Annotated in this window: 21 protein-coding genes; 20 read left to right on the top strand and 1 reads right to left on the bottom strand. The window is 45.3% G+C overall.

What is annotated here, in order from left to right; genetic code table 11:
• Window positions 1–18 precede the first annotated feature (18 nt).
• The 13 genes from ansB (at window position 19) to kdsB (ending at window position 14864) form a co-directional block, all read left to right on the top strand.
• On the top strand, window positions 19–1068 hold the full coding sequence (gene ansB, locus YWE_RS0105040) for an L-asparaginase 2 (protein ID WP_029093532.1): 1050 nt from the start codon (window positions 19–21) through the stop codon (window positions 1066–1068).
• Window positions 1069–1175: 107 nt separating this feature from the next.
• Complete coding sequence (locus tag YWE_RS26675) at window positions 1176–1862, top strand: TIGR02117 family protein (protein WP_051323204.1); 687 nt, start codon at window positions 1176–1178, stop codon at window positions 1860–1862.
• 265 nt (window positions 1863–2127) lie between these two features.
• Entirely contained in the window at window positions 2128–3213 is a 1086-nt protein-coding gene (serC, locus tag YWE_RS0105030) for a 3-phosphoserine/phosphohydroxythreonine transaminase (RefSeq protein WP_029093531.1), read from the top strand.
• Between the two features lie 54 nt (window positions 3214–3267).
• Window positions 3268–3963, top strand: coding sequence for an aspartate/glutamate racemase family protein (locus tag YWE_RS0105025; RefSeq protein ID WP_029093530.1), 696 nt, complete (start codon window positions 3268–3270; stop codon window positions 3961–3963).
• An 82-nt stretch (window positions 3964–4045) separates the two neighbouring features.
• Window positions 4046–5332: a 3-phosphoshikimate 1-carboxyvinyltransferase gene (gene aroA / locus YWE_RS0105020; RefSeq protein ID WP_029093529.1), complete on the top strand. Its 1287-nt coding sequence runs from the start codon at window positions 4046–4048 to the stop codon at window positions 5330–5332.
• A gap of 242 nt (window positions 5333–5574) precedes the next feature.
• On the top strand, window positions 5575–6252 hold the full coding sequence (cmk, locus tag YWE_RS0105015; RefSeq protein ID WP_029093528.1) for a (d)CMP kinase: 678 nt from the start codon (window positions 5575–5577) through the stop codon (window positions 6250–6252).
• 142 nt (window positions 6253–6394) lie between these two features.
• Window positions 6395–8077, top strand: coding sequence for a 30S ribosomal protein S1 (gene rpsA / locus YWE_RS0105010; protein ID WP_029093527.1), 1683 nt, complete (start codon window positions 6395–6397; stop codon window positions 8075–8077).
• A 60-nt stretch (window positions 8078–8137) separates the two neighbouring features.
• A complete protein-coding gene (ihfB, locus tag YWE_RS0105005; protein WP_029093526.1) occupies window positions 8138–8422 on the top strand; it encodes an integration host factor subunit beta in 285 nt (94 codons plus the stop codon).
• Between the two features lie 288 nt (window positions 8423–8710).
• Window positions 8711–10990 carry a DNA internalization-related competence protein ComEC/Rec2 gene (locus tag YWE_RS0104995; RefSeq protein ID WP_029093524.1) on the top strand — a complete coding sequence of 760 codons (2280 nt, stop codon included), beginning with the start codon at window positions 8711–8713 and terminating at the stop codon, window positions 10988–10990.
• Between the two features lie 46 nt (window positions 10991–11036).
• On the top strand, window positions 11037–12782 hold the full coding sequence (gene msbA, locus YWE_RS0104990) for a lipid A ABC transporter ATP-binding protein/permease MsbA (protein ID WP_029093523.1): 1746 nt from the start codon (window positions 11037–11039) through the stop codon (window positions 12780–12782).
• A complete protein-coding gene (lpxK, locus tag YWE_RS0104985) occupies window positions 12779–13765 on the top strand; it encodes a tetraacyldisaccharide 4'-kinase (protein WP_029093522.1) in 987 nt (328 codons plus the stop codon). The genes msbA and lpxK overlap by 4 nt, the downstream gene beginning before the upstream one ends.
• 164 nt (window positions 13766–13929) lie before the next feature.
• Entirely contained in the window at window positions 13930–14112 is a 183-nt protein-coding gene (locus YWE_RS0104980; protein ID WP_029093521.1) for a Trm112 family protein, read from the top strand.
• The gene (gene kdsB, locus YWE_RS0104975; RefSeq protein WP_029093520.1) at window positions 14109–14864 is read left to right on the top strand and encodes a 3-deoxy-manno-octulosonate cytidylyltransferase; all 756 of its coding nucleotides are present in this window, start codon (window positions 14109–14111) and stop codon (window positions 14862–14864) included. Before YWE_RS0104980 ends, kdsB begins: the two co-directional genes overlap by 4 nt.
• A 56-nt stretch (window positions 14865–14920) precedes the next feature.
• On the opposite strand, the gene elyC is transcribed toward kdsB, so the two are convergent.
• Window positions 14921–15682 (bottom strand): envelope biogenesis factor ElyC, encoded by a 762-nt coding sequence (gene elyC, locus YWE_RS0104970; protein ID WP_029093519.1) that lies wholly within the window; start codon window positions 15680–15682, stop codon window positions 14921–14923.
• Between the two features lie 201 nt (window positions 15683–15883).
• On the opposite strand from elyC, the gene cmoM reads away from it, so the two are divergent.
• The 7 genes from cmoM to YWE_RS0104935 all read left to right on the top strand — a co-directional run bounded on the left by cmoM (window position 15884) and on the right by YWE_RS0104935 (window position 26804).
• The gene (cmoM, locus tag YWE_RS0104965) at window positions 15884–16678 is read left to right on the top strand and encodes a tRNA uridine 5-oxyacetic acid(34) methyltransferase CmoM (RefSeq protein WP_029093518.1); all 795 of its coding nucleotides are present in this window, start codon (window positions 15884–15886) and stop codon (window positions 16676–16678) included.
• Window positions 16675–17997 (top strand): chromosome partition protein MukF, encoded by a 1323-nt coding sequence (gene mukF / locus YWE_RS0104960; protein WP_029093517.1) that lies wholly within the window; start codon window positions 16675–16677, stop codon window positions 17995–17997. The genes cmoM and mukF overlap by 4 nt, the downstream gene beginning before the upstream one ends.
• Entirely contained in the window at window positions 17978–18694 is a 717-nt protein-coding gene (gene mukE, locus YWE_RS0104955; protein ID WP_029093516.1) for a chromosome partition protein MukE, read from the top strand. Before mukF ends, mukE begins: the two co-directional genes overlap by 20 nt.
• The gene (gene mukB, locus YWE_RS26670) at window positions 18691–23181 is read left to right on the top strand and encodes a chromosome partition protein MukB (protein WP_051323203.1); all 4491 of its coding nucleotides are present in this window, start codon (window positions 18691–18693) and stop codon (window positions 23179–23181) included. Before mukE ends, mukB begins: the two co-directional genes overlap by 4 nt.
• A 200-nt stretch (window positions 23182–23381) precedes the next feature.
• Window positions 23382–25181 (top strand): L,D-transpeptidase, encoded by a 1800-nt coding sequence (ldtD, locus tag YWE_RS0104945; protein ID WP_029093515.1) that lies wholly within the window; start codon window positions 23382–23384, stop codon window positions 25179–25181.
• 264 nt (window positions 25182–25445) lie between these two features.
• Entirely contained in the window at window positions 25446–26018 is a 573-nt protein-coding gene (mepK, locus tag YWE_RS0104940; protein ID WP_029093514.1) for a peptidoglycan L,D-endopeptidase MepK, read from the top strand.
• Window positions 26019–26165: 147 nt separating this feature from the next.
• Window positions 26166–26804 (top strand): MBL fold metallo-hydrolase, encoded by a 639-nt coding sequence (locus tag YWE_RS0104935; protein WP_029093513.1) that lies wholly within the window; start codon window positions 26166–26168, stop codon window positions 26802–26804.
• Window positions 26805–26856 lie beyond the last annotated feature (52 nt).

Raw genomic sequence — 26856 nt, 5'->3', positions numbered from 1 at the left:
CAAACAGGAGCTATGAGTATGTTGGTATTTAAAAAGTCCGCCCTTGGTGCGCTGTTATGCTGTTTTACGCTGCCCGTCCTCGCTGAACTACCTACAATTACTGTATTAGCTACCGGTGGAACCATTGCTGGCGGCGGCATTTCTGAAACAAAATCAAACTACGTAGCGGGCCAGTTTGGCGTTGATAAATTGGTCGAAGCAGTACCTCAGCTTAAAGATATTGCTAAAATTAAAGGTGAGCAGATTGTTAATATCGGTTCACAGGATATGAACGATCAGGTCTGGTTAAAGTTGGCCAATGCCATTAATCAGGGGTGTTCCGGCAGCGATGGTTTTGTCATTACTCATGGTACTGACACCATGGAAGAGACAGCCTATTTTCTCAATCTGACGGTTAAGTGTGATAAACCCGTGGTTATGGTTGGTTCTATGCGGCCGGCAACGGCAATGAGTGCTGACGGACCGTTCAACCTCTATAATGCCGTGGTTGTCGCATCGGATAAGAATTCGGCTGGCCGGGGTGTTTTAGTCGCGATGAACGATGCTGTGCTTGATGCTCGCGATGTCACTAAAACCAGCACGACAGCAGTACAGACCTTTAAAAGCGTGAACTATGGTGCTCTGGGATATATTCATAATGGCAAAGTTGACTATCAGCGCATGCCGACTCGCAAGCATACTAATGCGTCCTCATTCGACGTTAGCTCACTAACGTCATTACCGAAAGTTGACATTGTTTATAGTTATTCCAATGCTTCAGCGGCACCGGTTAAGGCTCTAATCGCGGAAGGTACTCAAGGCATCGTTTCGGCGGGTGTCGGTAACGGTAATTTATATAATACGTTATTTGAAGCATTAACTCAGGCAAGAGAACAAGGTGTAGCCGTGGTTCGATCTTCTCGTGTGCCGACGGGTTCAACCACCCAAGATGCTGAGATTGATGATGTGAAATATGGTTTTGTGGCGTCAGGCACATTAAATCCGCAAAAAGCGAGAGTGCTGTTGCAACTGGCATTAACCAAAACTAAAGATCCGGCTGAAATTCAGCGAATTTTTAACGAATATTAATCATAGTGAGTGGTTACGGGACAGCGTATAATTCTGCGCTGTCCACCGTCTATATTTCGATACGAAAAGACAGGATGTCATTAATAGACGAGTTAAGGAAAACGCGTATGCTTAAAAAATATTGTGTGTTGCTGTCCGTTTTGTTGATTGCCGGATGTTCCGGCCTGCCTAATGTCAGTATTCCATTGTCTGAACCTGAAGAGAGTAGCTCTAATCAGGTTTATATTGTTAGCCATGGTTGGCATACGGGTATTGTGGTACCAGCGAAGAGAATGGACATTTATCTGCCACAGTTAACTGAACGATTTAGCCATGGGAATTGGTATGAGATTGGTTGGGGAGATAAAGGTTTTTATCAGGCTCAGGAAGTGACAACGGGCTTAACGTTACAGGCTATGTTCTGGTCGACTGGTGCAGTAATGCATGTGGTTTCTGTGCCCACAGATCCAGAGCGCTACTTTAGTGAAAGTGATATTTTCAGCGTTGAAATAACCGATAATCAATTAAATAGCCTGGTGGCTTTTATTGCCGACAGTTTTAACCGCGATGAACAGGGCGAGGTTATACGTTTGAAACGCGGAATTTATGGCAATAGCGAGTTTTATGATGGCGTCGGGCGTTACTCAATGTTTAACACCTGCAATAACTGGACGGCTAAAGGTCTGAAAAGTGCCGGCATGGATATTTCAACGACCTTTAAAATGACCTCTGGCAGCGTGATGGATTACCTTAAAACTCACCAAACTGAATATCGGAAGTCAGATCTTGTGCCACAAATTTGCGTCACACAATAATCAATAACGATGGTATTTCTTCTGTCATCGGCGACAATGTGACGTCAATATCTTAATTTTCCTAAATTAGCTGGCTTATTCCTTCATTTTTACTCAAATGGGCAGTATTTCTGTGTTTCCCTATCCCGCTATAGATTATTTAGCTTGATTGATTTAATCGAATCTTATCCACAATAAGCATTGCAGCAAAACTAAGTGAATGATAAAACCGATAATCTCTTTTCTAAAATGAAACACATAATTTCTATCAGGGCGGTGAAGATAAATGGCACAGGTATTTAATTTTAGCGCAGGCCCGGCAATGTTGCCGGTGGAAGTGTTGCGTCAGGCTCAGCAAGAACTTTGTGACTGGCAAGGACTGGGCACTTCGGTGATGGAGATTAGCCATCGTAGTAAAGAGTTTATTCAGGTGGCTGAAACCGCTGAGCAGGACTTACGCGATCTGCTTAAAATTCCTGAAAATTATAAAGTGTTATTTAGTCATGGCGGAGCGCGCGCACAATTTTCTGCCGTTCCGCTCAATCTGTTAGGGGATAATAATCAGGCTGATTATATTGATGGCGGATACTGGGCTCACAGCGCTATTGAAGAAGCTCAAAAATATTGTTCACCTAATGCCATTGATGTAAAAACTCAAATTGATGGTTTATCTGGCATTAAGCCAATGAAAGATTGGGTATTAAATGATAAATCCGCTTATGTTCATTATTGCCCTAATGAAACGATCGGTGGTATTGCCATCGATGAACAACCGGATTTTGGCGATAAGGTTGTGGTTGCAGATTTATCATCAACCATACTTTCCCGTCCGATGGACGTCAGCCGCTATGGTGTGATTTATGCCGGTGCTCAGAAGAATATTGGCCCAGCCGGTATTACGGTGATCATTGTTCGGGAAGATTTGTTAGGCAAGGCTCGTAAAGAAACCCCATCGATACTGGATTACACCGTATTGAATGAGTGTGATTCGATGTTCAATACGCCGCCCACATTTGCCTGGTATCTGTCTGGCTTAGTGTTCAAGTGGCTAAAAGCTCAGGGCGGATTGATTGAGATTGGTCGCCGTAACCAAGAAAAAGCCGCGCATCTGTATGACTTTGTCGATCGCAGCGATTTTTATCGTAACGGTATTGCTCCGGCTAACCGTTCGTGGATGAACGTTCCATTCCAGCTTGCTGATGGTAATTTAGATAAAGTCTTCCTTGAAGAGTCTAAATCAGCCGGCCTGCACGCACTGAAAGGCCACCGTGTTTTAGGCGGTATGCGGGCGTCACTTTATAACGCCATGCCATTAGCTGGCGTACAAGCATTAACTGCGTTTATGGCTGATTTTGAACGTCGTCATGGCTAATCTGTTAGCGCTGTAAATTAGAAAAGTTAGACTCTTAAATAAGGAACTGGCCAGATGAAAACCATCGGACTAATTGGCGGAATGAGTTGGGAATCAACCATTCCTTATTACCGCCATATTAATGAAACCATTAAACATCACCTTGGTGGTTTGCATTCGGCCAAAGTCGTGCTGTTCAGCGTTGATTTTCAAGAGGTTGAGCGTTTACAAATGAAGGGTGATTGGGATGCTGCCGGTGAGCTATTGTCCCATGCCGCTCAGCGACTTGAGGCTGCCGGGGCTGATTTCATCGTTATTTGTACTAATACGATGCATAAGGTATATGACCGGATTGTTGCAGCGGTTTCTATCCCCCTTTGTCATATTGCTGATGCCACTGCCAGTGTGATTCAACAGCAGGGCATTAAAAAGGTCGGATTACTAGGCACCCGCTTTACGATGGAACAAGACTTTTATAAAGGCCGCTTGAGTGAACAGCACCATATTCAAGTGGTGGTTCCTGATGAAGCTGAGCGGGAAATTGTCCATCAGGTGATTTATCAGGAGCTTTGCTTAGGGAAGATTAACCATGAGTCCCGCAAAGCTTTTAGCCAGATTATGCAACGGCTAGTGGATAACGGCGCTCAGGGTATTATTCTTGGATGTACCGAAATTGGGCTGCTGGTCAGCGAGCAAGATGCATCCGTTCCGCTGTATGACACGGCAAAAATACACGCAGTTCAGGCTGCAGAAATATCCCTTAAGCCATAGCGGCTAATTCATCATCAGAAAGCTATTTTTGGGTAATAGCTTTCTGATTAATAAAAATACGATATAAAGAGATGATTGATACATGTTGGAATCTTTAACTCTGCAGCCTATTGCAAAATTTAACGGGACGATTAATTTACCCGGCTCAAAAAGTGTTTCAAACCGTGCGTTGTTACTCGCTGCGATGGCGAAAGGTAAAACCCGGTTAACGAATTTGCTGGACAGCGATGACGTTAGACATATGCTTAATGCGTTAAAAGCATTAGGTATTCATTATCAATTATCTGATTGCCATACTATTTGTGATATTGAAGGTATTGATGGCCCTTTAAAGTCGAACAGTGCGTTAGAGATTTTCTTAGGCAATGCCGGAACGGCAATGAGACCACTGGCCGCGGCGCTTTGCTTGAGTGATGGAGATATTGTCCTTACCGGTGAACCAAGGATGAAAGAACGCCCTATTGGCCATCTGGTTGACGCTTTACGCCAAGGCGGAGCTAAGATTGATTATCTTGAACAAGATAACTATCCACCGCTTCGCTTACGTGGCGGATTCGAAGGCGGAGATATTTCCGTTGATGGTTCCGTTTCCAGCCAGTTTTTAACGGCATTGTTAATGACCGCGCCGCTGGCAATCAAAGAGACTAAAATTACCATTAAAGGTGATTTAGTTTCTAAGCCCTATATCGATATTACCCTGCATATGATGCGTGACTTTGGCGTTAATGTCAGCCACGACAACTATCAGGTTTTTCATATTCAAGGCCAGCAGCACTACATTTCACCTGAAAATTATTTGGTTGAAGGCGATGCCTCATCGGCATCGTATTTTCTGGCCGCAGCAGCGATTAAAGGCGGTGCGGTAAGAGTTACCGGAATTGGTAAAAATAGCGTTCAGGGTGATATTCGCTTTGCTGACGTTCTGGAAATGATGGGGGCAAAAATCACCTGGGGTAGTGATTTTATTGAGTGCCAGCGCGGCGAACTTAACGGCATTGATATGGATATGAATCATATACCTGACGCCGCTATGACTATTGCGACAACGGCACTGTTTGCCAAAGGTGAGACGCTTATCCGTAATATTTATAACTGGCGGGTCAAAGAGACCGACCGACTAAATGCGATGGCGACTGAGCTAAGAAAAGTGGGGGCCGAAGTTGAAGAGGGGCAAGACTATATTCGAGTCGTGCCGCCTAAAACGCTTAATCATGCAGAAATAGCCACTTATGACGATCATCGTATGGCGATGTGCTTCTCTTTGGTTGCGCTTTCCGATACGCCGGTAACTATTTTAGACCCAAAATGTACGGCAAAAACCTTCCCTGACTACTTTAAGCAGTTTGCCCTGTTAAGTCAGTTAGCATAAGAATTGCTGATCAGGCGTTACATTAGTCCATTCAGGCCGTTGTAACGCCGTTTTATTGATTGAATTAATTGCTTACTCATTTCTCCGTTTATTTATCTATTGCATAAAATCATAGCCCTCCGGCCAATTCCCTCTGGTAAATCCAATACATCTCCTGTCAGTTATCGCTGATGATGGGTATAATCAGCTGAATTTGAAATGCTCAAGCATTGTGATTGATTCTCTCGCTTAAGGAGATAGGTATGGCGGCAATTGCCCCGGTAATAACGGTTGACGGTCCTAGTGGTGCAGGTAAGGGGACGCTTTGTCAGGCATTAGCCGAAAATCTTGGCTGGCATTTACTCGATTCAGGCGCTATTTATCGCGTATTGGCACTGGCGGCATTACATCATAATGTCGACATTACGTCTGAAGAGGCTCTGGTGCCTCTGGCGGTTCATTTAGACGTTCAGTTCATTACGCAAGAAAATAAACTGCAAGTGATTCTAGAAGGCGAGGTCGTTACTAGCCAGATTCGTAATGAAACGGTAGGCAATACCGCATCGCAAGCAGCGGCACTTCCTCGGGTCAGGGAGGCGTTATTACGTCGTCAAAGGGCCTTTCGGGAATTCCCCGGCCTGATTGCTGATGGTCGCGATATGGGAACGATTGTGTTTCCTGATGCTCCGGTAAAAATCTTTTTGGATGCCAGTGCAGAAGAAAGAGCCCAAAGGCGTATGCTACAGTTGCAGCAAAATGGCCTTTGTGTTAAATTTGAACGTCTTTTGTCCGAAATACAGGAACGGGATTACCGGGATCGTAATCGGGCTGTAGCGCCTTTAGTGCCTGCAAGTGATGCGCTGATATTGGATTCAACCAATATGTCGATAGAAGAAGTTATCGAACACGCATTAGTTTATGCCCGAAATGTGCTAAAATAATTACTGTTCGTCGCCTGATAATGACGGCCTCGAACTTTTGTGTGTCACTCTGCTGCAAGGATGTAAGCAGGGCATTTATAACAACCCCATCGGACTAGATGTTAGATGGACGTTAAACTTAAGAATCCTGAAGATTAACAACATGACTGAATCTTTTGCTCAACTCTTTGAAGAATCCCTGAAAACAATTGAAACCCGTCCGGGTTCCATCGTACGCGGCGTTGTTGTCGCTATTGATAAAGACGTTGTTCTGGTCGACGCAGGTCTGAAGTCTGAATCTGCAATCCCAGTAGAACAGTTCAAAAACGCTCAGGGCGAACTGGAAATCCAGGTTGGTGATGAAGTTGATGTAGCACTGGACGCTATCGAAGATGGCTTTGGTGAGACCCTTCTATCCCGTGAGAAAGCTAAGCGTCATGAAGCTTGGATCACGCTGGAAAAAGCTTCAGAAGAAGCTGCAACTGTTATTGGTATTATCAATGGCAAGGTCAAAGGTGGATTTACCGTTGAGCTTAACGGCATTCGTGCGTTCTTACCTGGTTCACTGGTAGATGTGCGTCCTGTTCGTGACACGCTGCATTTAGAAGGCAAAGAGCTTGAGTTCAAGGTTATCAAACTTGACCAAAAACGTAACAACGTCGTTGTTTCTCGCCGTGCTGTAATCGAATCAGAAAACAGTGCAGAGCGCGATCAACTGCTAGAAAACCTGCAAGAAGGCATGGAAGTTAAAGGTATCGTTAAGAACCTTACTGACTACGGTGCATTCGTTGATTTGGGTGGCGTTGACGGCCTGTTACATATTACTGATATGGCTTGGAAGCGCGTTAAGCATCCTAGCGAAATCGTTAATGTTGGCGATGAAATCCTGGTTAAAGTTCTTAAATTCGACCGCGATCGTACCCGTGTTTCACTGGGTCTGAAGCAGTTGGGTGAAGATCCATGGGTCGCAATTGCTAAGCGTTATCCAGAAAGTACTAAACTGACTGGTCGTGTGACTAATCTGACTGACTACGGTTGCTTCGTTGAAATCGAAGAAGGCGTTGAAGGTCTGGTACACGTTTCAGAAATGGATTGGACCAACAAAAACATCCACCCATCCAAAGTTGTTAACGTTGGTGACGTTGTGGAAGTTATGGTTCTGGATATCGACGAAGAACGTCGTCGTATCTCTCTAGGCCTGAAGCAGTGCAAGATGAATCCATGGCAGCAATTCGCAGAAACCCATAATAAGGGCGAGCGTGTTGAAGGTAAGATCAAGTCAATCACTGACTTTGGTATCTTCATCGGCTTAGACGGCGGAATTGATGGTCTGGTTCACTTATCTGACATCTCTTGGAACGTGGTTGGTGAAGAAGCCGTTCGCGATTACAAGAAAGGTGACGAAATCGCTGCAGTTGTACTGCAAGTTGATGCAGAACGTGAGCGTATCTCCTTAGGCGTTAAGCAACTGGCTGAAGATCCATTTAACAATTACCTTGCTATCAATAAGAAAGGTGCAATTGTTACTGGTAAAGTTACAGCAGTTGACGCAAAAGGTGCTACAGTTGAATTAGCTGGTGGCGTTGAAGGCTACCTGCGTGCTTCTGAAGCAACCCGTGACCGTGTTGAAGATGCAACTTTAGTCCTGAGTGTTGGTGACGAAGTTGAAGCTAAATACACTGGTGTAGATCGCAAAAACCGTATTATCAGCCTGTCTGTACGTGCTAAAGATGAAGCTGACGAGAAAGAAGCCGTTGCTACAGTGAATAACAGCACTGCTAAGCAAGAAGACGGTGGTTTCTCTAACGCTATGGCTGAAGCATTTAAAGCCGCTAAAGGCGAATAATGGCAGGGGGCNGCCACTGGCTGTCCCTTCGGTAGTTGAGCTGATAAGCTTGGAGGAACGATGACCAAGTCTGAACTTATAGAAAGACTCGCTAGTAGACACACTCATTTACCAACTAAAGCGGTTGAAGATGCAGTGAAAGAAATGCTGGAACATATGGCTATTACCTTAGCCGGTGGCGAACGCATTGAAATACGTGGGTTCGGCAGTTTTTCTCTTCACTACCGTGCCCCGCGTGTAGGACGTAACCCTAAAACTGGTGAGAAAGTGGAACTTGAAAGTAAATATGTTCCGCATTTTAAACCAGGTAAAGAGTTACGCGATCGCGCAAATATTTATGGTTAATCCATAAATTAAAGCTTGCGAGCCAAAAGGTTAATTCCTTTTCAGATAATGTAAAATCCGGGGCGGTTTCCGCATCCGGATTTTTTATATCTCAATGCTAACCATAATTTCCTTATTAATATTTTGCGGCAAATATCCAATAGATTTATGCAACACTCTGGTTATCACCATATAAATTCCCCATTGCTCGAAAGACTGAAAATAGACCTTCGTTTTCTCGCCTCTAATTTTTAATAATTGATCCTGAATTTTTTTAATCATTTCTAATAAAATTTCAGGACACTTCAATTGAATTCAGCTTTCTCTGTCGATCATATTGCAGCGGCCATTATTGTCGGGATATTGCCCCTGTTATTTATTCCTGTGCTGCCTTCAATGGTTCTTTGGGGGTGTTTAGCAGGTACAGCAATTCTCTTAGCCATTGCTAAATATTATCACGCCAAGCTAATTGCATTAATTTTGCTGAGTTTTCTATGGGGGAGTTACTGTGCTGAACGGTTATATCAACAGATAGACCACTATTCAGATAAAAAACTGACCGTCAGTGGGCAGGTTATTTCTTCAGGTATCGGCAGTGAACAATTTCCTAAGATTGTGTTTCGCGTACTTGAGGTAGACGATCGTAAACTCTCTTTTCTGGAGCGTATTGATATTCCTCTCTATTTTAATACTTCAACCAGGGATATTTCTAATCAAATGGCTGCAGGCCAAACCTGGAGGTTAAACGTTTTATTTCGTGTTGTTCATAGCCAGCTTAATCAGGGGGGATATGATAAACAGCGAAGGGCGATAGCAAATCATCAGCTATTTATTGGCTATGTAAAGAAAGCCGAATTATTAGACTCGTCTGTTGATATACGTCAGAAACTTATACGGCGGGTTTATTCTGCGACAACTCACCTAAAATCTCAGGGTATTTTATTAGCACTGGCTTTTGGTGAGCGAGGGTTAATGACCGCCGAACATCGGAAGTTGTTTCTACAAACCGGTACTGCCCATTTGATGGCCATTTCTGGTCTGCATATCTCATTGGCGGCGCTGGTTGGATGGACGACTGCCAGAATGATTCAGTTTACATTTCCGGTTCGTTATATTGGTCTGAACTTTCCTCAAGTGATTAGCTGGGGAACGGCGGCATTATATGTGTGGCTATCGGGAGCCAATCCCCCTGCCTTGCGGGCTTTTATGGCGCTAACGATATGGATGATACTTCGATGGCGAGGGACAAACTGGACCGCATGGCAAGTCTGGTTACGTATTATTGCGATGTTGCTGTTGTTCGATCCCATGATGATTTTATCTGATAGCTTATGGCTGTCTTGTGGTGCGGTAGCCGGACTGATTTTTTGGTTTCAGTGGGTGCCATTACCCGCTTATATGCATAAACGGCGTTGGATTATTATTCAATGGGCTTACTTGCAATTGGCTATGATGATTTTACTGGTGCCAATGCAGGTTATTATTTTTCATGGGTTAAGTTGGACGGCATTGTTGAGTAATTTGATTGCTGTTCCTCTGGTTTCTTTTATTACCGTACCGGCAATATTATTTGGATTAATATTGAGTGGGTTTTCATCTTTGTCCTCTATTTTATGGTGGGGGGCCGATCAATCCTTATTATTTGTCTTATCTTTATTGAATAAATTCCAAGATGGCTGGGTCATGTTGACATACCATATCATTGCTATCAGCTTTTTGGGCTGGTTTGTGGTTATTTATTGGCGTATGTCACTGTGGCAGTCGACTCGCTTTATTCCATGGATATTGTTAGCGGTTATTTTTTTCCCCGCCTGGAATCAGTCATCAATATTATGGCGAGTAGATATGCTGGATATTGGTCATGGTCTGGCCATTGTTATACGGCGTGGAGATCAGGCTATTCTTTATGATACCGGAAACCGTTGGCAAGGGAGTTCTGCCGCGTTACGAGAAATTATCCCATTCCTGCGTTGGCATGGGCTAACCCTAGAAGGCATAATTATTAGTCATGATGACTTGGATCATATCGGTGGGGTTGAGGATATTTTAATCGCTTATCCCAACGTATGGCTCAGAAGCCCGACAACCGCAAAAGGATTAAGCTGTTTACAGGGAGACTCTTGGCAGTGGCAAGGTTTAACCTTTAGCGTGCTTTGGCCAATAAAAAGTAAAAAGCGAGCGTATAATGCAGATTCGTGTGTTATTCGTGTTGATGATGGACAACACAGCATTTTGTTAACCGGTGATTTAGAAAGGGCCCAAGAATTAGCGTTGGTCAGGACGTTAGGCAGTGAATTGACCAGTGATATTTTGCAAACTCCCCATCACGGAAGCAACACATCATCAACAGCAACATTTTTACAAGCCGTCAGGCCTGATGTGGCGCTAACGTCGGTAGCACGCTTTAATCGATGGCGCTTACCCTCGGAAAAAGTAAAAAAACGCTATGACGATGCTGAAATTAAATGGATTTCTACTGCAAAATCAGGTCAGGTTAGTGCTATGTTTTATAAGGACTATTACGAAATATTGGGCTTCAGAGAGCAATTAATGCCTCGTTGGTATCATCAGTGGTTTGGTTCTTTGTAGCATAATGAGTAGAATAACCCGCTATTTCACACAATGTGGTAATTGAATGTTGAATGATAAAGACCTTTCCACGTGGCAGACGTTTCGCCGACTGTGGCCAATGATCCGTCCTTTTAAGCTAGGGCTGATTGTTTCAGCTATTGCTTTAATATTAAATGCTGGCACCGATGCGTTAATGATCTCGCTGCTTAAGCCATTGTTGGATGACTTTGGTAAAGTCGGTAGTGATGTATTAGCTTGGATGCCATTCGTTGTATTGGGACTGATGGTCATGCGTGGAATAACCAGCTATACCTCAACCTACTGCTTATCATGGGTTTCCGGGCAGGTTGTTATGACCGTTCGCCGCCGTCTGTTCGGCCATATGATGAATATGCCGGTTTCCTTCTTTGATCAGCAGTCGACCGGTACATTACTGTCGCGCATTACTTATGATTCAGAACAGGTTGCTTCATCATCTTCAGGTGCATTAATTACCGTTGTTAGGGAAGGTGCTTATATATTGGCACTTTTTTCTATGATGTTTTATTACAGCTGGCAACTGTCTTTAATCTTGATCGTACTTGCCCCGGTTGTCTCTCTTGTCATTCGTTTCGTCTCTAAGCGTTTTCGTAATATTAGTAAAAATATGCAAAACACCATGGGACAGGTTACGGCAAGCGCGGAGCAAATGCTGAAAGGCCATAAGGAAGTATTGATTTTCGGCGGACAAGAAGTTGAGACAAGCCGCTTTAATAAAGTCAGTAACCGGATGCGCCAGCAGGGTATGAAAATGGTGGCTGCATCGGCTATTTCAGATCCAATAGTCCAATTAATTGCATCGACAGCCCTGGCCTTCGTTTTATTTGCCGCTAAATATCCCAGCATCATGGAGACACTGACTCCGGGTACGATTACCGTGGTATTTTCAGCGATGGTTGCTTTAATGAAGCCGCTGAAGTCACTGACTAACGTCAATGCACAGTTTCAGCGCGGTATGGCCGCTTGCCAGACGCTGTTTGCCATTCTCGATATGGAACCGGAGAAGGATACTGGTAAATTAAATATCGATAGGGTGAAAGGAAACGTTGAATTGCGCAATGTGACATTTACCTATCCGACTAAAGACGTTCCAGCATTGCGAAATATCAATCTGAATATTCCTGAAGGCAAAACGGTAGCCTTAGTTGGTCGTTCCGGTTCAGGTAAGTCGACAATTGCTAATCTTCTGACCCGGTTCTATGACATTCAAGAAGGCGAAATACTGATTGATGGTCATGAAATCCGTGAGTTTACTTTAGCATCGTTGCGTAATCAGGTTGCGGTGGTTTCTCAAAGCGTTCATCTGTTTAATGACACTATTGCGAATAATATTGCTTACGCCCGAACTGACAAATATTCCCGTGCAGATATTGAAAAGGCGGCTACCATGGCTTACGCCATGGACTTCATCAATAAGATGGAGAACGGGCTGGATACTATTATCGGTGAAAATGGCGTATTACTGTCCGGCGGGCAGCGCCAGCGGATTGCCATTGCCCGGGCTTTATTGCGCGATAGCCCGATTCTGATTCTGGATGAGGCAACGTCGGCATTAGATACTGAATCGGAAAGAGCAATTCAATCGGCGTTAGATGAACTGCAAAAAAACCGGACCTCTTTGGTGATTGCTCACCGCCTGTCAACCATTGAAAAGGCCGATGAAATTCTGGTGATCGAGGATGGCTGTATTGTTGAACGGGGTAACCACGAATCCCTGATTAATAATAATGGCGCTTATGCTCAGTTACATAAGATGCAGTTTAGCCAATGATTGAAAGAATCTGGTCCGGAAAGTCAAAGCTTTATCTTTTGTTGCTACCGCTTTCATGGCTGTATGGTCTGATTAGCGGTCTTCGGCAATTTGGCTATCGTACCGGATTACTTCGCTCATGGCGGGCACCGTTACCTATTGTCGTGGTCGGCAACTTAACTGCGGGCGGTAATGGTAAAACGCCGGTCGTTATTTGGCTGGTTGAGAATCTGCGTCAACAGGGGATCCATGTCGGGGTTGTTTCTCGAGGATATGGCGGAAAGTCCGATAGCTATCCGTTAATTTTGGATCACAATACCACCACAGATATTGCCGGTGATGAGCCGGTACTTATCTTTCAGAGAACCGGAGCGCCCGTTGCTGTGGCGCCTGACCGCTGTTCTGCGGTTAGCGCTCTCCTTAGCCAACATGCTTTAGACGTCATTATTACTGATGATGGACTACAACATTATGCCCTGCAGCGGGATATTGAACTGGTTGTGGTTGATGGTATCCGTCGTTTTGGTAACGGTTGGTGGCTGCCAGCTGGGCCTATGCGTGAGCGAGTGGGGCGCTTAGGTTCGGTTAATGCGGTTATTACTAACGGTGGTCAGCCTGAACATGATGAAATCCCTATGGTGCTTAAGCCCGGTGAAGCGGTAAATTTGATTTCAGGTGAACGTAAATCTGTATTGGCGTTACCGACCATTGTTGCTATGGCCGGAATAGGGCATCCGCCACGTTTTTTTAATACCTTAAAAGAGTTAGGTGTTATTACCTGTCAGGAATATGCCTTTTCCGATCATCAACCCTATAGCCATGAATTACTGGATCCGTTAGTCAGTGCGGAGCAAACGTTATTGATGACGGAGAAGGATGCGGTGAAATGCAGAAGCTTTGCCAATGATAACTGGTGGTATTTACCGGTGAATGCAGAACTGCCCGCCGCTGATGCTGAAGCACTGCTTAATCTGATTACGGCAAAAATTCAGCAATACAAATAATATCCCGCAGTATCTCAACGCTGAGCCACTCCCCACAGAATCCCCTTTATTGTTAATAGTGATAAAGCGCACTAAGTCGGTGTTTATCATTAAACCTTGAGGGCGGATATGTTATTCTTGCCGACTGTAAACTGAATCATTGGTTCCATAATTAGAGGTTGAGTATGGATCATCGTCTGCTGGAAATTATCGCCTGTCCTGTTTGTAATGGAAAACTCATGTTTGATAAGGAACAACAAGAGTTGGTCTGCAAGGCAGACAGCTTAGCTTTTTCTATCCGTGATGGTATTCCTGTTTTATTAGAAACAGAAGCGCGCAAGCTAACTTTGGATGAGAAGTCGGAATGAGTTTTATCGCCATTATTCCTGCGCGTTATGCCTCAACGCGCTTACCCGGTAAGCCATTAGCGGATATTGCCGGTAAACCTATGGTTGTACACGTGATGGAGCGGGCGTTGGAGTCGGGTGCATCTCGAGTTATTGTGGCGACCGACCACCTTGATGTTAAAGCGGCAGTTGAAGCAGCCGGTGGTGAAGTCTGTCTTACCAGCCCGGACCATAATTCTGGTACTGAGCGTTTAGCCGAAGTTATTGAACACTATAATCTTCCTGATGACGAAATTATTGTTAACGTTCAGGGTGATGAGCCTCTTATTCCATCCATAATCATTAGCCAGGTAGCAGATAATTTAGCCGGTTCTGATGCCGGCATGGCAACGCTTGCTGTGCCTATAACCTCTGCGGAAGAAGCATTTAACCCCAATGCGGTCAAAGTGGTTATTGATAGTCATGGTTATGCGCTCTATTTCTCTCGAGCGACTATCCCTTGGGAACGCAACCGTTTTGCCGTTTCCTGCGAGGAAATCGGTGATTTCTACCTACGCCATATCGGTATTTATGCTTATCGTGCCGGTTTTATTCGTCGCTATATTGAATGGGCGCCAAGTAAGCTTGAGCAAATTGAAATGCTAGAGCAATTGCGGGTGCTATGGTACGGCGAAAAAATTCATGTCGATGTTGCCAAGGCTATACCTTCCGTGGGCGTTGATACTGCCGAGGATTTATTCCGAGTCAGAGAGGCTCTGGGCCATCGCTTCTGATATCATTTTGACCATCGGTGATAGTTACTGATGGTCAAAATATTAAACAGGCGGCGTTAATCAGCTCCTTTTACTTTTAGCCACAAGCTGCCTAATGCTTCATACCATGCGCGTTCGCTATGTGACAGATAATAGGCTGAGGGGAATGCTTTTTCCCATGGGTTAAGCGGCCCCAAGGTAGCCATTTGGTTGGCCGGTGCTGGTATAGGGTTCAAGCCTTCTGACTGAAAAATAGTCATTGCTCTGGGTAAATGATTGGCGGAAGTCACAAGTAATAGCTTTTTTTGTCCGGCAATTTGAGCCACTGCTTGAGCCTCTTCTATCGTATCTTTAGCCTGAGCCAGCACAATAATGTCCTGCTCGGGAACGCCAAGACTTTCAGCTACCATCGCGGCAACTTTGGCATTTGGCATCGGGTTTGATATTGCCGCGGCTCCGGTAAATATCAGCTTAGCCCCGGGATGCTGACGATAAAGGCGTATACCCTCCGTCACTCTTGGCAAACTATTGGGAAACAGATTTGAGCTAGGAGCCCAGTCAGGATTATAAGTATAGCCACCGCCCAGAACGACAATATAATCAACCGGTGTGGTATCCTGATAAGTGGCATATTGGTTTTCACTCGGCATCAGTAATCGGTCGGCTATCGGTTGTAAGCTCAGTAACAGTAAGCTTAACCAGCTAAAGGTCAGAAGACACTTAGCGCTTTTTTGCCAGCGGTTAAGCCAGAGTAAAATCAGGCCAATAGCCATTAGTGATAGTAGAAAAGGTAGTGGAAGTAACAGACCACCAATAATTTTTTTTAACAAAAATAGCATGAAACCTCTGGCGTACTGTATGAAAAAACATCAACCGGCATTAAACCGGCGTTAATAAGATTTATTCTATATCAGCCTATGTCAAAATAGCAGGCTGAAAAATTCTCGATAGGTTTAAGTCTGCTGGTTATCACTGAATCTGAGTGGAGCAAATTTGATCGTTGTCTATGCTGTAATATTGATTGCTGAAAGTGAGTCACCATGAAGGATCGTAATTTTGATGATATTGCTGAGAAATTTTCTCAGAATATTTATGGCACAACAAAAGGTGAAATCCGACAGGCTGTCCTTTGGCAAGATTTAGATCGTTTGCTTACACTAATGCCCCTGAGGCCGCTGCGTATACTCGATGCCGGCGGTGGTGAAGGGGGAATGGCCTGTGAAATGGCTGCCCGTGGTCATCAGGTTATTTTTTGTGATATCTCTGCTGAAATGCTTAAAAGAGCTGAGCAAGCTGCCATAGAAAAAGGCGTAAGCGATAATATACAATTTATCCACTGTGCCGCTCAGGATGTTATACATCATTTAGAGCAACCGGTAGATCTGGTATTATTCCATGCCGTGCTTGAATGGATTAGCGATCAGCGTGGTGCCTTAGAGGCACTCATTCAATGTCTTCGGGCTGAGGGCATGTTGTCGTTGATGTTCTATAACTATAATGCGCTGCTATTTCGAAATATAACGCTCGGTAACTTTGGTTATATCCAAGCCGGAATGCAGAAAAAGAAACGTCGGACACTATCACCGGATCGGCCTTTGGAACCCCAGCTGGTTTATAACTGGCTGCATGAAATGCAGATGAAAACCATCGGTAAGAGCGGCGTGCGGGTGTTTCATGATTACACGCAGAATAAACAACAGCAGCAACAGGATTTCGCTGCGTTATTAGAGTTGGAATTACGTTACTGCCGGCAAGAGCCATTTGTTAGTCTTGGGCGTTATATTCATGTTATGGCACAAAAGCCAAAAGAGTCAGGCGTAAAGGATGAATTATGAGTGAATTTTCCCAGACTGTACCTGAACTGGTCGCCTGGGCACGTAAAAATGACTTCTCTTTGTCGTTACCTACGGAACGTCTTGCTTTTCTGCTCGCAATTGCCACGCTGAATAGCGATCGACTAGACGGTGAAATGAGTGAAGGGGAACTGATTGACGCGTTCAGACACGTGAGTAAAGGTTTTGAACAAACTCATGAAACGGTCTCAGTGCGTGCAAATAATGCCATTAACGACATGGTGAAACAGCGTCTATTAAACCGATTTACCAGCGAATTGGCCGATGGTAATGCAATTTACCGTTTAACGCCGCTGGGCATTGGGATTACCGATTATTATATTCGCCAGCGTGAATTCTCAACTTTGCGCCTCTCTATGCAACTTTCAATTGTTGCTCAAGAGCTTAAACGTGCCGCTGAAGCGGCGGAGGAAGGCGGTGATGATTTTCATTGGCACAGAAACGTATTTGCGCCACTAAAGTATTCGGTGGCGGAGATCTTCGATAGCATTGATTTAACTCAGCGTATTATGGATGAGCAGCAGCAAAACGTAAAAGATGATATTGCCGCTCTGTTAAGTAAAGACTGGCGTGCAGCGATTTCAAGCTGTGAGCTGTTGTTGATGGAAACGTCCGGTACCTTACGTGAATTACAAGATACGTTAGAAGCCGCAGGTGACAAGCTTCAGGCAAGTTTGTTACGGATTCAAGATGCAACCATGAACAATGCTGAATTGATGTTTGTTGATAAGCTGGTACTGGATCTGCAATCAAAATTAGATCGTATTATCAGTTGGGGTCAACAGGCTATCGACCTGTGGATTGGCTACGATCGACACGTACATAAATTTATCCGTACGGCTATCGATATGGATAAGAATCGGGTATTTGCTCAACGCTTGAGACTGTCATTACAAACTTACTTCGAGCAGCCGTGGGCATTGACCTACGCCAACGCAGACCGCCTGTTTGATATGCGTGATGAAGAACTGGCGCTGCGAAGTGAAGAAGTGACGGGCGAACTTCCACCTGATTTAGAATTTGAAGAATTTACCGAAATGCGAGAGCAAATAGCCGCGCATATTGAAGCAGCCCTGGATGTTTATAAACAAGAGGCTCGCCCGCTTGATCTTGGCGCTGTGATGCGTAGTTATCTGACTCAATTCCCTCGCACCCGACACTTTGATGTCGCCCGGCTATTAGTCGATCAGGCCGTCAGATTAGGTGTTGCGGATGCTGACTTCTCCGGATTGCCTGCCGAATGGCAGCCGATTAACGACTTCGGAGCAAAGGTGCAGGCCCATGTCATCGACAAATATTGAACAAGTAATGCCAGCAAAGCTGGCTCAGGCAATTGCCAACCCTATTTTTCCTGCGCTTGATAGCCAGTTACGCTCTGGTCGTCATGTGGGAATTGATGAGTTAGATAATCACGCCTACCTGATGGACTATCAGGATGAATTAGAACTTTTTTATCAGCGTTATAATGTGGAATTAATCCGCGCTCCGGAAGGTTTCTTTTATCTTCGTCCGCGTTCTACGACGCTTATTTCACGCTCGGTGCTGTCTGAGTTGGACATGATGGTTGGGAAAATATTGTGTTATCTCTACCTGAGTCCGGAAAGGCTGGCACAGGAAGGTATTTTCAGCGGTCAAGAGCTGTATGAAGAGCTGATTGCTTTAGCTGATGAAAGTAAATTATTAAAGTATGTCAATCAGCGTTCAACGGGCTCAGACGTAGACCGCCAAAAATTGCAGGAAAAAGTCCGCACTTCACTTAACCGGTTACGCCGGCTTGGCATGGTGATCTTTATTGGCACCGATAGTACCAAATTTCGTATTACTGAAGCCGTTTTCCGCTTCGGTGCTGACGTTCGTAGCAGTGATGATGCGCGTGAAGCACAGTTACGTATGATCCGTGATGGTGAAGCAATGCCTCTGGAAAATAGCCTGTCACTGGCTGATGACGAACAAAATACCGAAAACGTAGCGGATAGCGCAGAGGATGAACAGGAATGATTGAACGCGGTAAATTTCGCTCGTTAACGCTGGTTAACTGGAATGGTTTTTTTGCCCGTACTTTTGATCTCGATGAGCTGGTAACTACCTTATCCGGCGGTAACGGGGCAGGTAAATCAACCACCATGGCCGCATTTGTGACGGCGCTGATTCCCGATCTGACGTTATTACACTTCCGTAATACCACTGAGGCTGGTGCAACCAGCGGTTCCAGGGATAAAGGGCTATACGGTAAGTTAAAAGCGGGTGTCTGTTATGCTACTTTAGACGTGGTTAACTCTCGAAATCAACGGGTTTTGTGCGGTGTGCGCCTGCAGCAGGTTGCCGGGCGGGATCGTAAAGTTGATATCAAACCTTTCACTATTCAAGGGCTACCGAGTTCAGTCCAGCCCACTCAAATTTTGACTGAAACCGTAGGTGAACGTCAGGCCAGAGTTTTACCATTGCCTGAGTTAAAAGAACGCGTTGAAGCGATGGAAGGCGTGCAGTTTAAGCAGTTTAACTCTATCGCTGATTATCATGCGCTGATGTTTGATTTGGGGGTGATTCCTAAGCGTTTACGTTCGTCATCCGATCGCAGCAAGTTTTATCGTTTAATTGAAGCCTCGCTGTACGGCGGGATTTCCAGCGCAATCACCCGTTCCCTGCGCGATTATTTATTACCTGAAAACAGCGGTGTACGTAAAGCGTTCCAGGATATGGAGTCAGCGCTGCGCGAGAACCGAATGACGCTGGAAGCGATTCGGGTTACTCAGTCCGATCGCGATCTGTTTAAGCACCTTATTTCTGAAGCGACATCCTATGTTGCCGCGGACTATATGCGCCATGCCAATGAACGTCGAGTTCATCTGGATGATGCCTTGGTTTTACGGCGAGATTTGCTGGGCAGTCGAGCTCAACTGGTAACCGAACAGTATCGTCACGTGGAGATGTCGCGTGAACTGGCAGAGCAATCGGGTGCACAATCCGATTTGGAGATGGACTATCAGGCTGCCAGCGATCACTTGAACCTGGTTCAAACCGCGATGCGCCAGCAGGAAAAGATTGAGCGCTATCAGAGTGACTTAGACGAACTAACCTATCGTCTGGAAGAGCAAAATGAAGTGGTTGCCGAAGCTTCGGAGCAATTAGCTGAATATCAGGCCCGAGCGGAAACGTCAGAACTCGAAGTTGATGAATTAAAAAGTCAACTGGCTGATTATCAGCAAGCACTGGATGTGCAACAAACCCGCGCAATTCAATATCAGCATGCTTTACAAGCTTTAGAGCGTGCTCGTGAGCTTTGCCAATTACCTGAGCTGACCGCCGATAATGCAGATGAATGGTTAGATACCTTCTCTGCCCGTGAACAACAGGCGACTGAAGCCCTCCTCGAACTGGAACAAAAGCTAAGCGTGGCTGATGCAGCACACAGCCAGTTTGAAGAAGCCTATCAACTGGTGTGCAAAATGGCCGGTGATGTCAGCCGGTCAGAGGCCTGGAAGACAGCTAAAGATTTATTACGTGACTGGTCATCACAACAGCATCAGGCAGAGCGAGTAAATGCATTACGCATTCAGCTTTCTGAACTGGAACAGCGGTTGCGTGAGCAACAAGAGGCCGAGCGTTTATTGCGAGATTTCTGCAAAAAAGCGGGCAAAGACTACCAGTTAGAAGAGCTTGATGAAGTGCGTAGTGAGCTGGAATTACGCTTAGAAGAGCTTTCTCAGGGAGCGGCAAGCTTTGGTGAGCAGCGTATGGCTCTGCGTCAGGAACTTGAACTGGCTAACAGCAAAATAAAATTGCTGTCTGACAGAGCTCCGGTGTGGATTGCCGCTCAGGATGCTTTGGCTCAGCTTAGTGAGCAATGTGGTGAAACCTTAGAAGACAGTGCTCAGGTAACTGAGCAGATGCAATATCTGTTAGAAAAAGAGCGTGAAACCACCGTGGAACGCGATCTTATTTCTCAACAGAAGCGAGAAATCGAACGGCAAATTGAGCGACTAAGTCAGCCTAGCGGTGCCGAAGATGGCCGTTTGCTGGCGTTAGCTGAACGCTTTGGTGGCGTATTACTGTCTGAAATTTATGATGATGTTGTTCTGGATGACGCTCCGTATTTTTCGGCGTTATACGGTCCGGCACGCCATGGTATCGTTGTTCCCGATCTCTCTTTGATTAGGGATCAACTTGAAGCCTTAGATGACTGTCCGGAAGATCTCTATTTGATCGAAGGGGATCCGCAGTCATTCGATGACAGCGTATTTGCCGCTGAAGAAGTAACAGGTGCCGTTGTCGTTACGGTTTCCGATCGCCAATGGCGTTATTCACGTTTCCCTGAGGTTCCCCTTTTTGGGCGGGCAGCCCGTGAAAATCGTCTTGAGATATTAAATGCTGAGCGTGAGGAATTGGCTGAGCGTTATGCCACTATTTCTTTTGACGTACAAAAAACACAGCGTCTGCATCAGGGGTTCAGCCGTTTTGTCGGCAGCCACCTTTCTGTTGCCTTTGAAAGCGATCCTGAAGCCGAAATCCGTCAGTTAACCAGCCGCCGTGGTGAAATTGAACGTGAGTTAAACGGCCATGAAAATCAGGATCGCCAGCATAAGCAGCAGTTAGATCAGGTTAAGGAGAGCATTAGCCAACTTAACCGCGTTATGCCACAGCTTCATGTATTAGCTGATGAAACCTTGGTTGAGCGGGTAGATGTTATCCGTGAAGATTTAGAAGAGGCTCAGGACGCTGCCCGTTATATTCAACAGCATGGATTAACGCTGGCTAAGCTGGAGCCGATTGTTGCCGTACTGCAAAGCGATCCGCAGCAACACGAAAACTTACAGAGCAATTATGCTCAGGCCCAGAGCGTTCAGCGTCAGGCTAAACAACAGGCGTTCTCTCTCACTGAAGTTGTCCAGCGTCGGGTTCATTTTAGCTACAGTGACTCAGCCGGGATGTTGACTGAAAACTCCGATCTTAATGATAAGCTGCGTCAGCGGCTGGAGCATGCTGAAGCAGACCGTACCCGTGCGCGTGAGCAATTACGGAGTTATCAGACTCAATTTACACAGTTCAGTCAGGTACTGGCATCATTGAAAAGTTCTTATGAAGCTAAGCGCGATATGCTTAAAGAACTTGGGCAAGAGTTGCTGGATATTGGCGTTCAGGCCGATCCTAATGCCGAAGCCAGAGCAAGGCAGCGTCGCGATGAGCTTTATGCCGGTCTGAGCACTAACCGCCAGCTGTGCAATCAGCTAGAAAAGCAGATTACTTTCTGTGAAGCAGAAATGGATAGCCTGCAGAAGAAATTACGTAAAATTGAGCGTGATTATCACCAGATGCGTGAGCAGGTAGTCACCGCTAAAGCCGGCTGGTGCATGGTGATGCGCTTAGTTAAAGATAATGATGTGCAGCGCCGCTTACATCGCCGTGAATTGGCCTATATGGATGCAGAAGAGCTGCGTTCTATGTCGGATAAGGCTTTGGGTGCACTGCGCCTGGCCGTTGCTGACAATGAGCATTTACGTGATGTGCTGCGCGCTTCGGAAGATCCGAAACGGCCAGAGAAGAAAATTCAGTTCTACATTGCGGTTTATCAGCACCTGCGTGAGCGTATTCGTCAGGATATCATTCGTACAGACGATCCGGTTGAAGCCATCGAGCAGATGGAAATTGAGCTGGCCCGCCTGACTGAAGAGCTTACAGCTCGCGAACAAAAACTGGCTATCAGTTCGAAGAGCGTCGCGAATATTATCCGTAAAACAATTCAACGTGAGCAAAACCGTATCAGAATGCTCAATCAGGGCTTACAGGCTGTTGCATTTGGTCAGGTTAAGAGCGTTCGCTTAAATGTTAACGTTCGTGAAGCTCACTCTATGCTGTTGGAAGTTCTGTCGGAGCAGCAGGAACAACATCAGGACCTGTTTAGCAGTAACCGCCTGACGTTCTCTGAAGCCTTAGCTAAGCTTTATCAGCGCTTAAATCCGCATATTGATATGGGGCAGCGTACGCCACAAACTATTGGTGAAGAGCTGCTGGATTATCGTAATTATCTTGAGCTGGAAGTTGAAGTTTTTCGGGGTTCTGATGGTTGGTTGCGTGCTGAAAGCGGTGCGTTATCTACCGGTGAGGCGATCGGTACCGGTATGTCTATTCTGGTTATGGTTGTTCAGAGCTGGGAAGAAGAATCAAGGCGTTTACGGGGTAAAGATATTGCACCATGCCGCTTACTGTTCCTTGATGAAGCAGCCCGCCTGGATGCTAATTCTATTGCCACATTGTTTGAGCTCTGCGATCGTCTGGAGATGCAGTTAATCATTGCAGCACCGGAAAATATCAGCCCTGAAAAAGGGACAACCTATAAGCTGGTGCGTAAAGTATTCCAAAATCATGAACATGTACACGTGGTTGGCTTACGCGGCTTTGGCATAGAGAAGAGCGCTGAAACTGATGCGGACAAACCACAACAAATTGAACAAGATCAAGAAATGAATGTTTCTGAAGGGTTGCTATAATAAATATAGCCTTATGGCATTGTTTATTGAGAGCCCATTAGGATAATCTGTAATCCGGTCGCCATTAGGCGGCCGTATTTTTCGGATACCAAGTAATACAGGATGTATTGATCGAGCTATTTTAACGCTGGCTCACTTATTAGTTATTCCCGGGCACGGGCAATAGTTCATGATATTTTTAGTTAAGTAGAGGACAAGGGATGTTGTTGGTAAAACGAAAAACTCTCCATAGTTTAATTATGGGATGTACGCTGGCGACGCTGGTTTCATCTCCGGTCAGCGCATGGGCTACTGAGCCTGAAAACACCAGTTCGGCGGTTGAAGACGTTGCATCAACGGCTGCTGAAGTAGCACCTGTTGTCGCAGTACAACAACCACCGGCATCGATAAATGTGAGCCAGAGCCGGGAGATGTTAACAGCATCATTACCCGTAGACGTGTCTTTAAAATATTTATCCGAGCTTGCGCCGATTTATGCCGCGTCAGATATGAAACTGATGTGGGCAGACGTTCAGCTTCAGCAACAATTCCAACAACAATTGGCTGAAATGGCGTTAGCGGGAATTAATCCTCAGTTTGGTCAATGGGCTAAATTACTGGCGGATACGCAGGTTACAGGTTTAGCTCGTGACGCTATTTTGTCTGACGCATTGGTGGGCTATTTACATTTTGTTGAAGGTGTCGGTGCCAATGGTAGCCGCTGGCTTTATAACTCAGGTTCTTACAAGTTAGCCGCTCCGTCAGCCGAACGATTACAGCAGTGGCAAGTTGCCGTACACGGCGGCGATATGACCAAGTTTATTCAAAGTCTGGCGCCACAAAATAGCCAATATGCCGGTATGCATAAAGCATTGAGACCGATTATTGGTGATGCTCAGCCTTGGCCGCAAATGGAAGATTCAAAGCAGAGCTTACGTCCGGGAAATACCAGTCAAGATGTTCCGGTATTGAGAGATATTTTGACCCGCAGCGGCGTGATGACCGCGAAAAAAGAGTCATCAGAACAAGCGGCCCAAGACAAAGTGATTCCAAGTCCCGAAGCCTCTGCCGCGACAGCAGTGAAGGTTGATGAAGAGACTAAAGCTATTGCATCTGAATTGCTGGTTTATACCCCTGACTTAGTTGATGGCGTGAAACGTTTTCAGCAAATGTACGGACTCGAAGCTGACGGTGTGATTGGCCGCAGCACCCGCGATTCACTGAATATGGCGCCGCAAATTCGGGCTGCCGTATTAGCGTTAAATATTCAACGGTTACGTCTGTTACCTGACGCAATGAATACCGGCATTTTTGTCAATATTCCAGATTTCTCATTGGTTTATTATATCAATGGTGAGCTGATTTTAGAGTCTAAGGTTATTGTTGGTTCTTCGAGCCGAAAAACGCCGCTGATGAGCAGTGCATTGAATAATGTGGTGGTTAACCCACCGTGGAATGTACCGACTAAACTGATTCGTGAAGATATTGTACCTAAGGCTAAGCGTGACCCCGAATATTTGAAGCGTGCCGGATATACCGTTTATGCCGGCTGGGGCAATAATGCCGAGGCTGTTGATCCAAGTACCATTGACTGGTCAGAAGGCTCATCTAATTATCGCTTACAGCAGGCGCCGGGTCGGAGCAATTCGTTAGGCCGTTTTAAGTTTAATATGCCGAACAATGATGCTATTTACCTACACGACACCCCTAATCACCGCCTGTTTGATCGAAATATGCGGGCATTGAGCTCTGGTTGTATTCGGGTAAACAAGGCCTCTGAATTAGCCGGAATGCTGCTTAATGATGCCGGATGGGATGATGCAAAAATTCAGGGGACGCTTAAGCGTGGCAGTACAACTTATGCGCCTATCCGTGAAAAGATACCGGTACAACTTTACTATATGACTTCATGGGTATCTGCCGATGGCAATCCTGAATTCCGTACTGATATTTATGGCTACGACCGGGCAGCCAAAGAGGGTATTAAAGAGTTACCTCAGGTAGAAAAATTATTGCATTAATGCAGTAACCTCGCCATTTCGGTTGTCCTATATCATGTATATTAACGAGCGCTTACATTTTAAGCGCTCGTTGAAACAACCACTGAATCATTTTATGTTATGGTAAAAATGGTTCCAATACTTATCGATAATCATTCAACATGCTTTCTGTCAGCTGAGGCACCGAGCCATGCTGGCGAATAGCTTATTGACCAAGTTGGTATGCGATTGATTATTAATCGGTTGTGTAAAATTAAATTGCTTTACTGAGTACAAATAGAAACTATGGATAAAATAGATCATCATCGCCGTAAATGGCTGACTCTTGGTGGTGCAGCTTTGAGCCTGGCATTAGTTCCAAATGTCTTGTTAGCTGCCCCTAAAACCGCTACCACCAAAAGTCAGAGCCAGTCTCGTACTCGCACCTTGCTGATTAAAAATATCAATACTAATGAGACGATAAAATCGACCTATTTTAATGGTAAGAGCTATAACAAAACCGAGCTGGCTCGGTTGAATCATATTTTTCGCGATCGTCGTACCGATCAGGTGATTACCATTGATCCAAAGCTCTACGATAAGCTTTACTATTTGCAGAAGCAGTTTGGGTTAAATAAACCGATTGAATTGATTTGCGGTTATCGTAGCGTGAATACCAACAATGGTATGCGTACACAGAAACGTGGCGTGGCTAAACACAGTTATCATACTTTAGGAAAAGCGGCCGACATCCGTATTGTCGGTGTGCCGTTAAAAAATCTGAGGGATGCTGCGTTACAGCTGAAATCAGGCGGTGTCGGTTATTATCCCGGAAGTAACTTTGTTCACGTCGATACCGGACCGGTAAGAACTTGGTAAGTTTTAATTTGCATAAAAAACGCTCTTAATTGAGCGTTTTTTATGGGGATAATTTTAATCATGGGTGCTAAACAAATGAGCCTTAACCCAGTAGTATGGGACATTAATTAAAAACCTACAGACGTTTAGCCTTAATGGAGTGTTTCTTTGAAATATCAAATTATTCCCGTTACGCCATTCCAGCAAAACTGCACGCTATTATGGTGTGAAGAGACCCAACAAGCGGCCATTGTTGATCCCGGTGGGGAATCGGCGCTATTAATCAGCGCAATTGAAGCTCAAGGGGTTAAGTTGGCAAAAGTATTGCTAACCCATGGACATCTTGACCATGTGGGTGCTGCGACTGAAATTGCTCAACATTATGGGGTACCTATTGTTGGTCCGCATAAGGATGATAGCTTCTTACTGGAAAGTCTGGCAGAACAAAGTGCCCGCTTTGGTTTAGAAAACTGTACTGCCTTTGTTCCCGATCGTTGGCTGGATGAGGGCGATTCAGTGAGTTTTGGCCATCAAACATTATTCGTTCGCCATACGCCGGGACATACGCCAGGCCATATCATTTTCTTTTCAGCGTCAGCTAAATTAGCCTCGGTCGGCGATGTGCTATTTTGCGGCGGGATAGGGCGGACGGATTTTCCGCGGGGAAATTATTCTGATTTGATTTCGTCTATTCGCGAGAAACTATGGCCGTTGGGTAATGATGTGCAGTTTATTCCGGGGCACGGGCCAATGTCGACCTTTGGTGACGAGCGCCAGACTAATCCTTTTGTTGCCGATCGGCTTTAGATTAACGTTATTTTTAATAAAAGCGTTAATAGCCAAAGGACGTTTTTCAACG

This window comes from Budvicia aquatica DSM 5075 = ATCC 35567, from assembly GCF_000427805.1.
Taxonomy (GTDB): domain Bacteria; phylum Pseudomonadota; class Gammaproteobacteria; order Enterobacterales; family Enterobacteriaceae; genus Budvicia; species Budvicia aquatica.
Note: the sequence above shows the minus strand (reverse complement) of the source record. Positions and strands in the feature narration are given on the sequence as shown.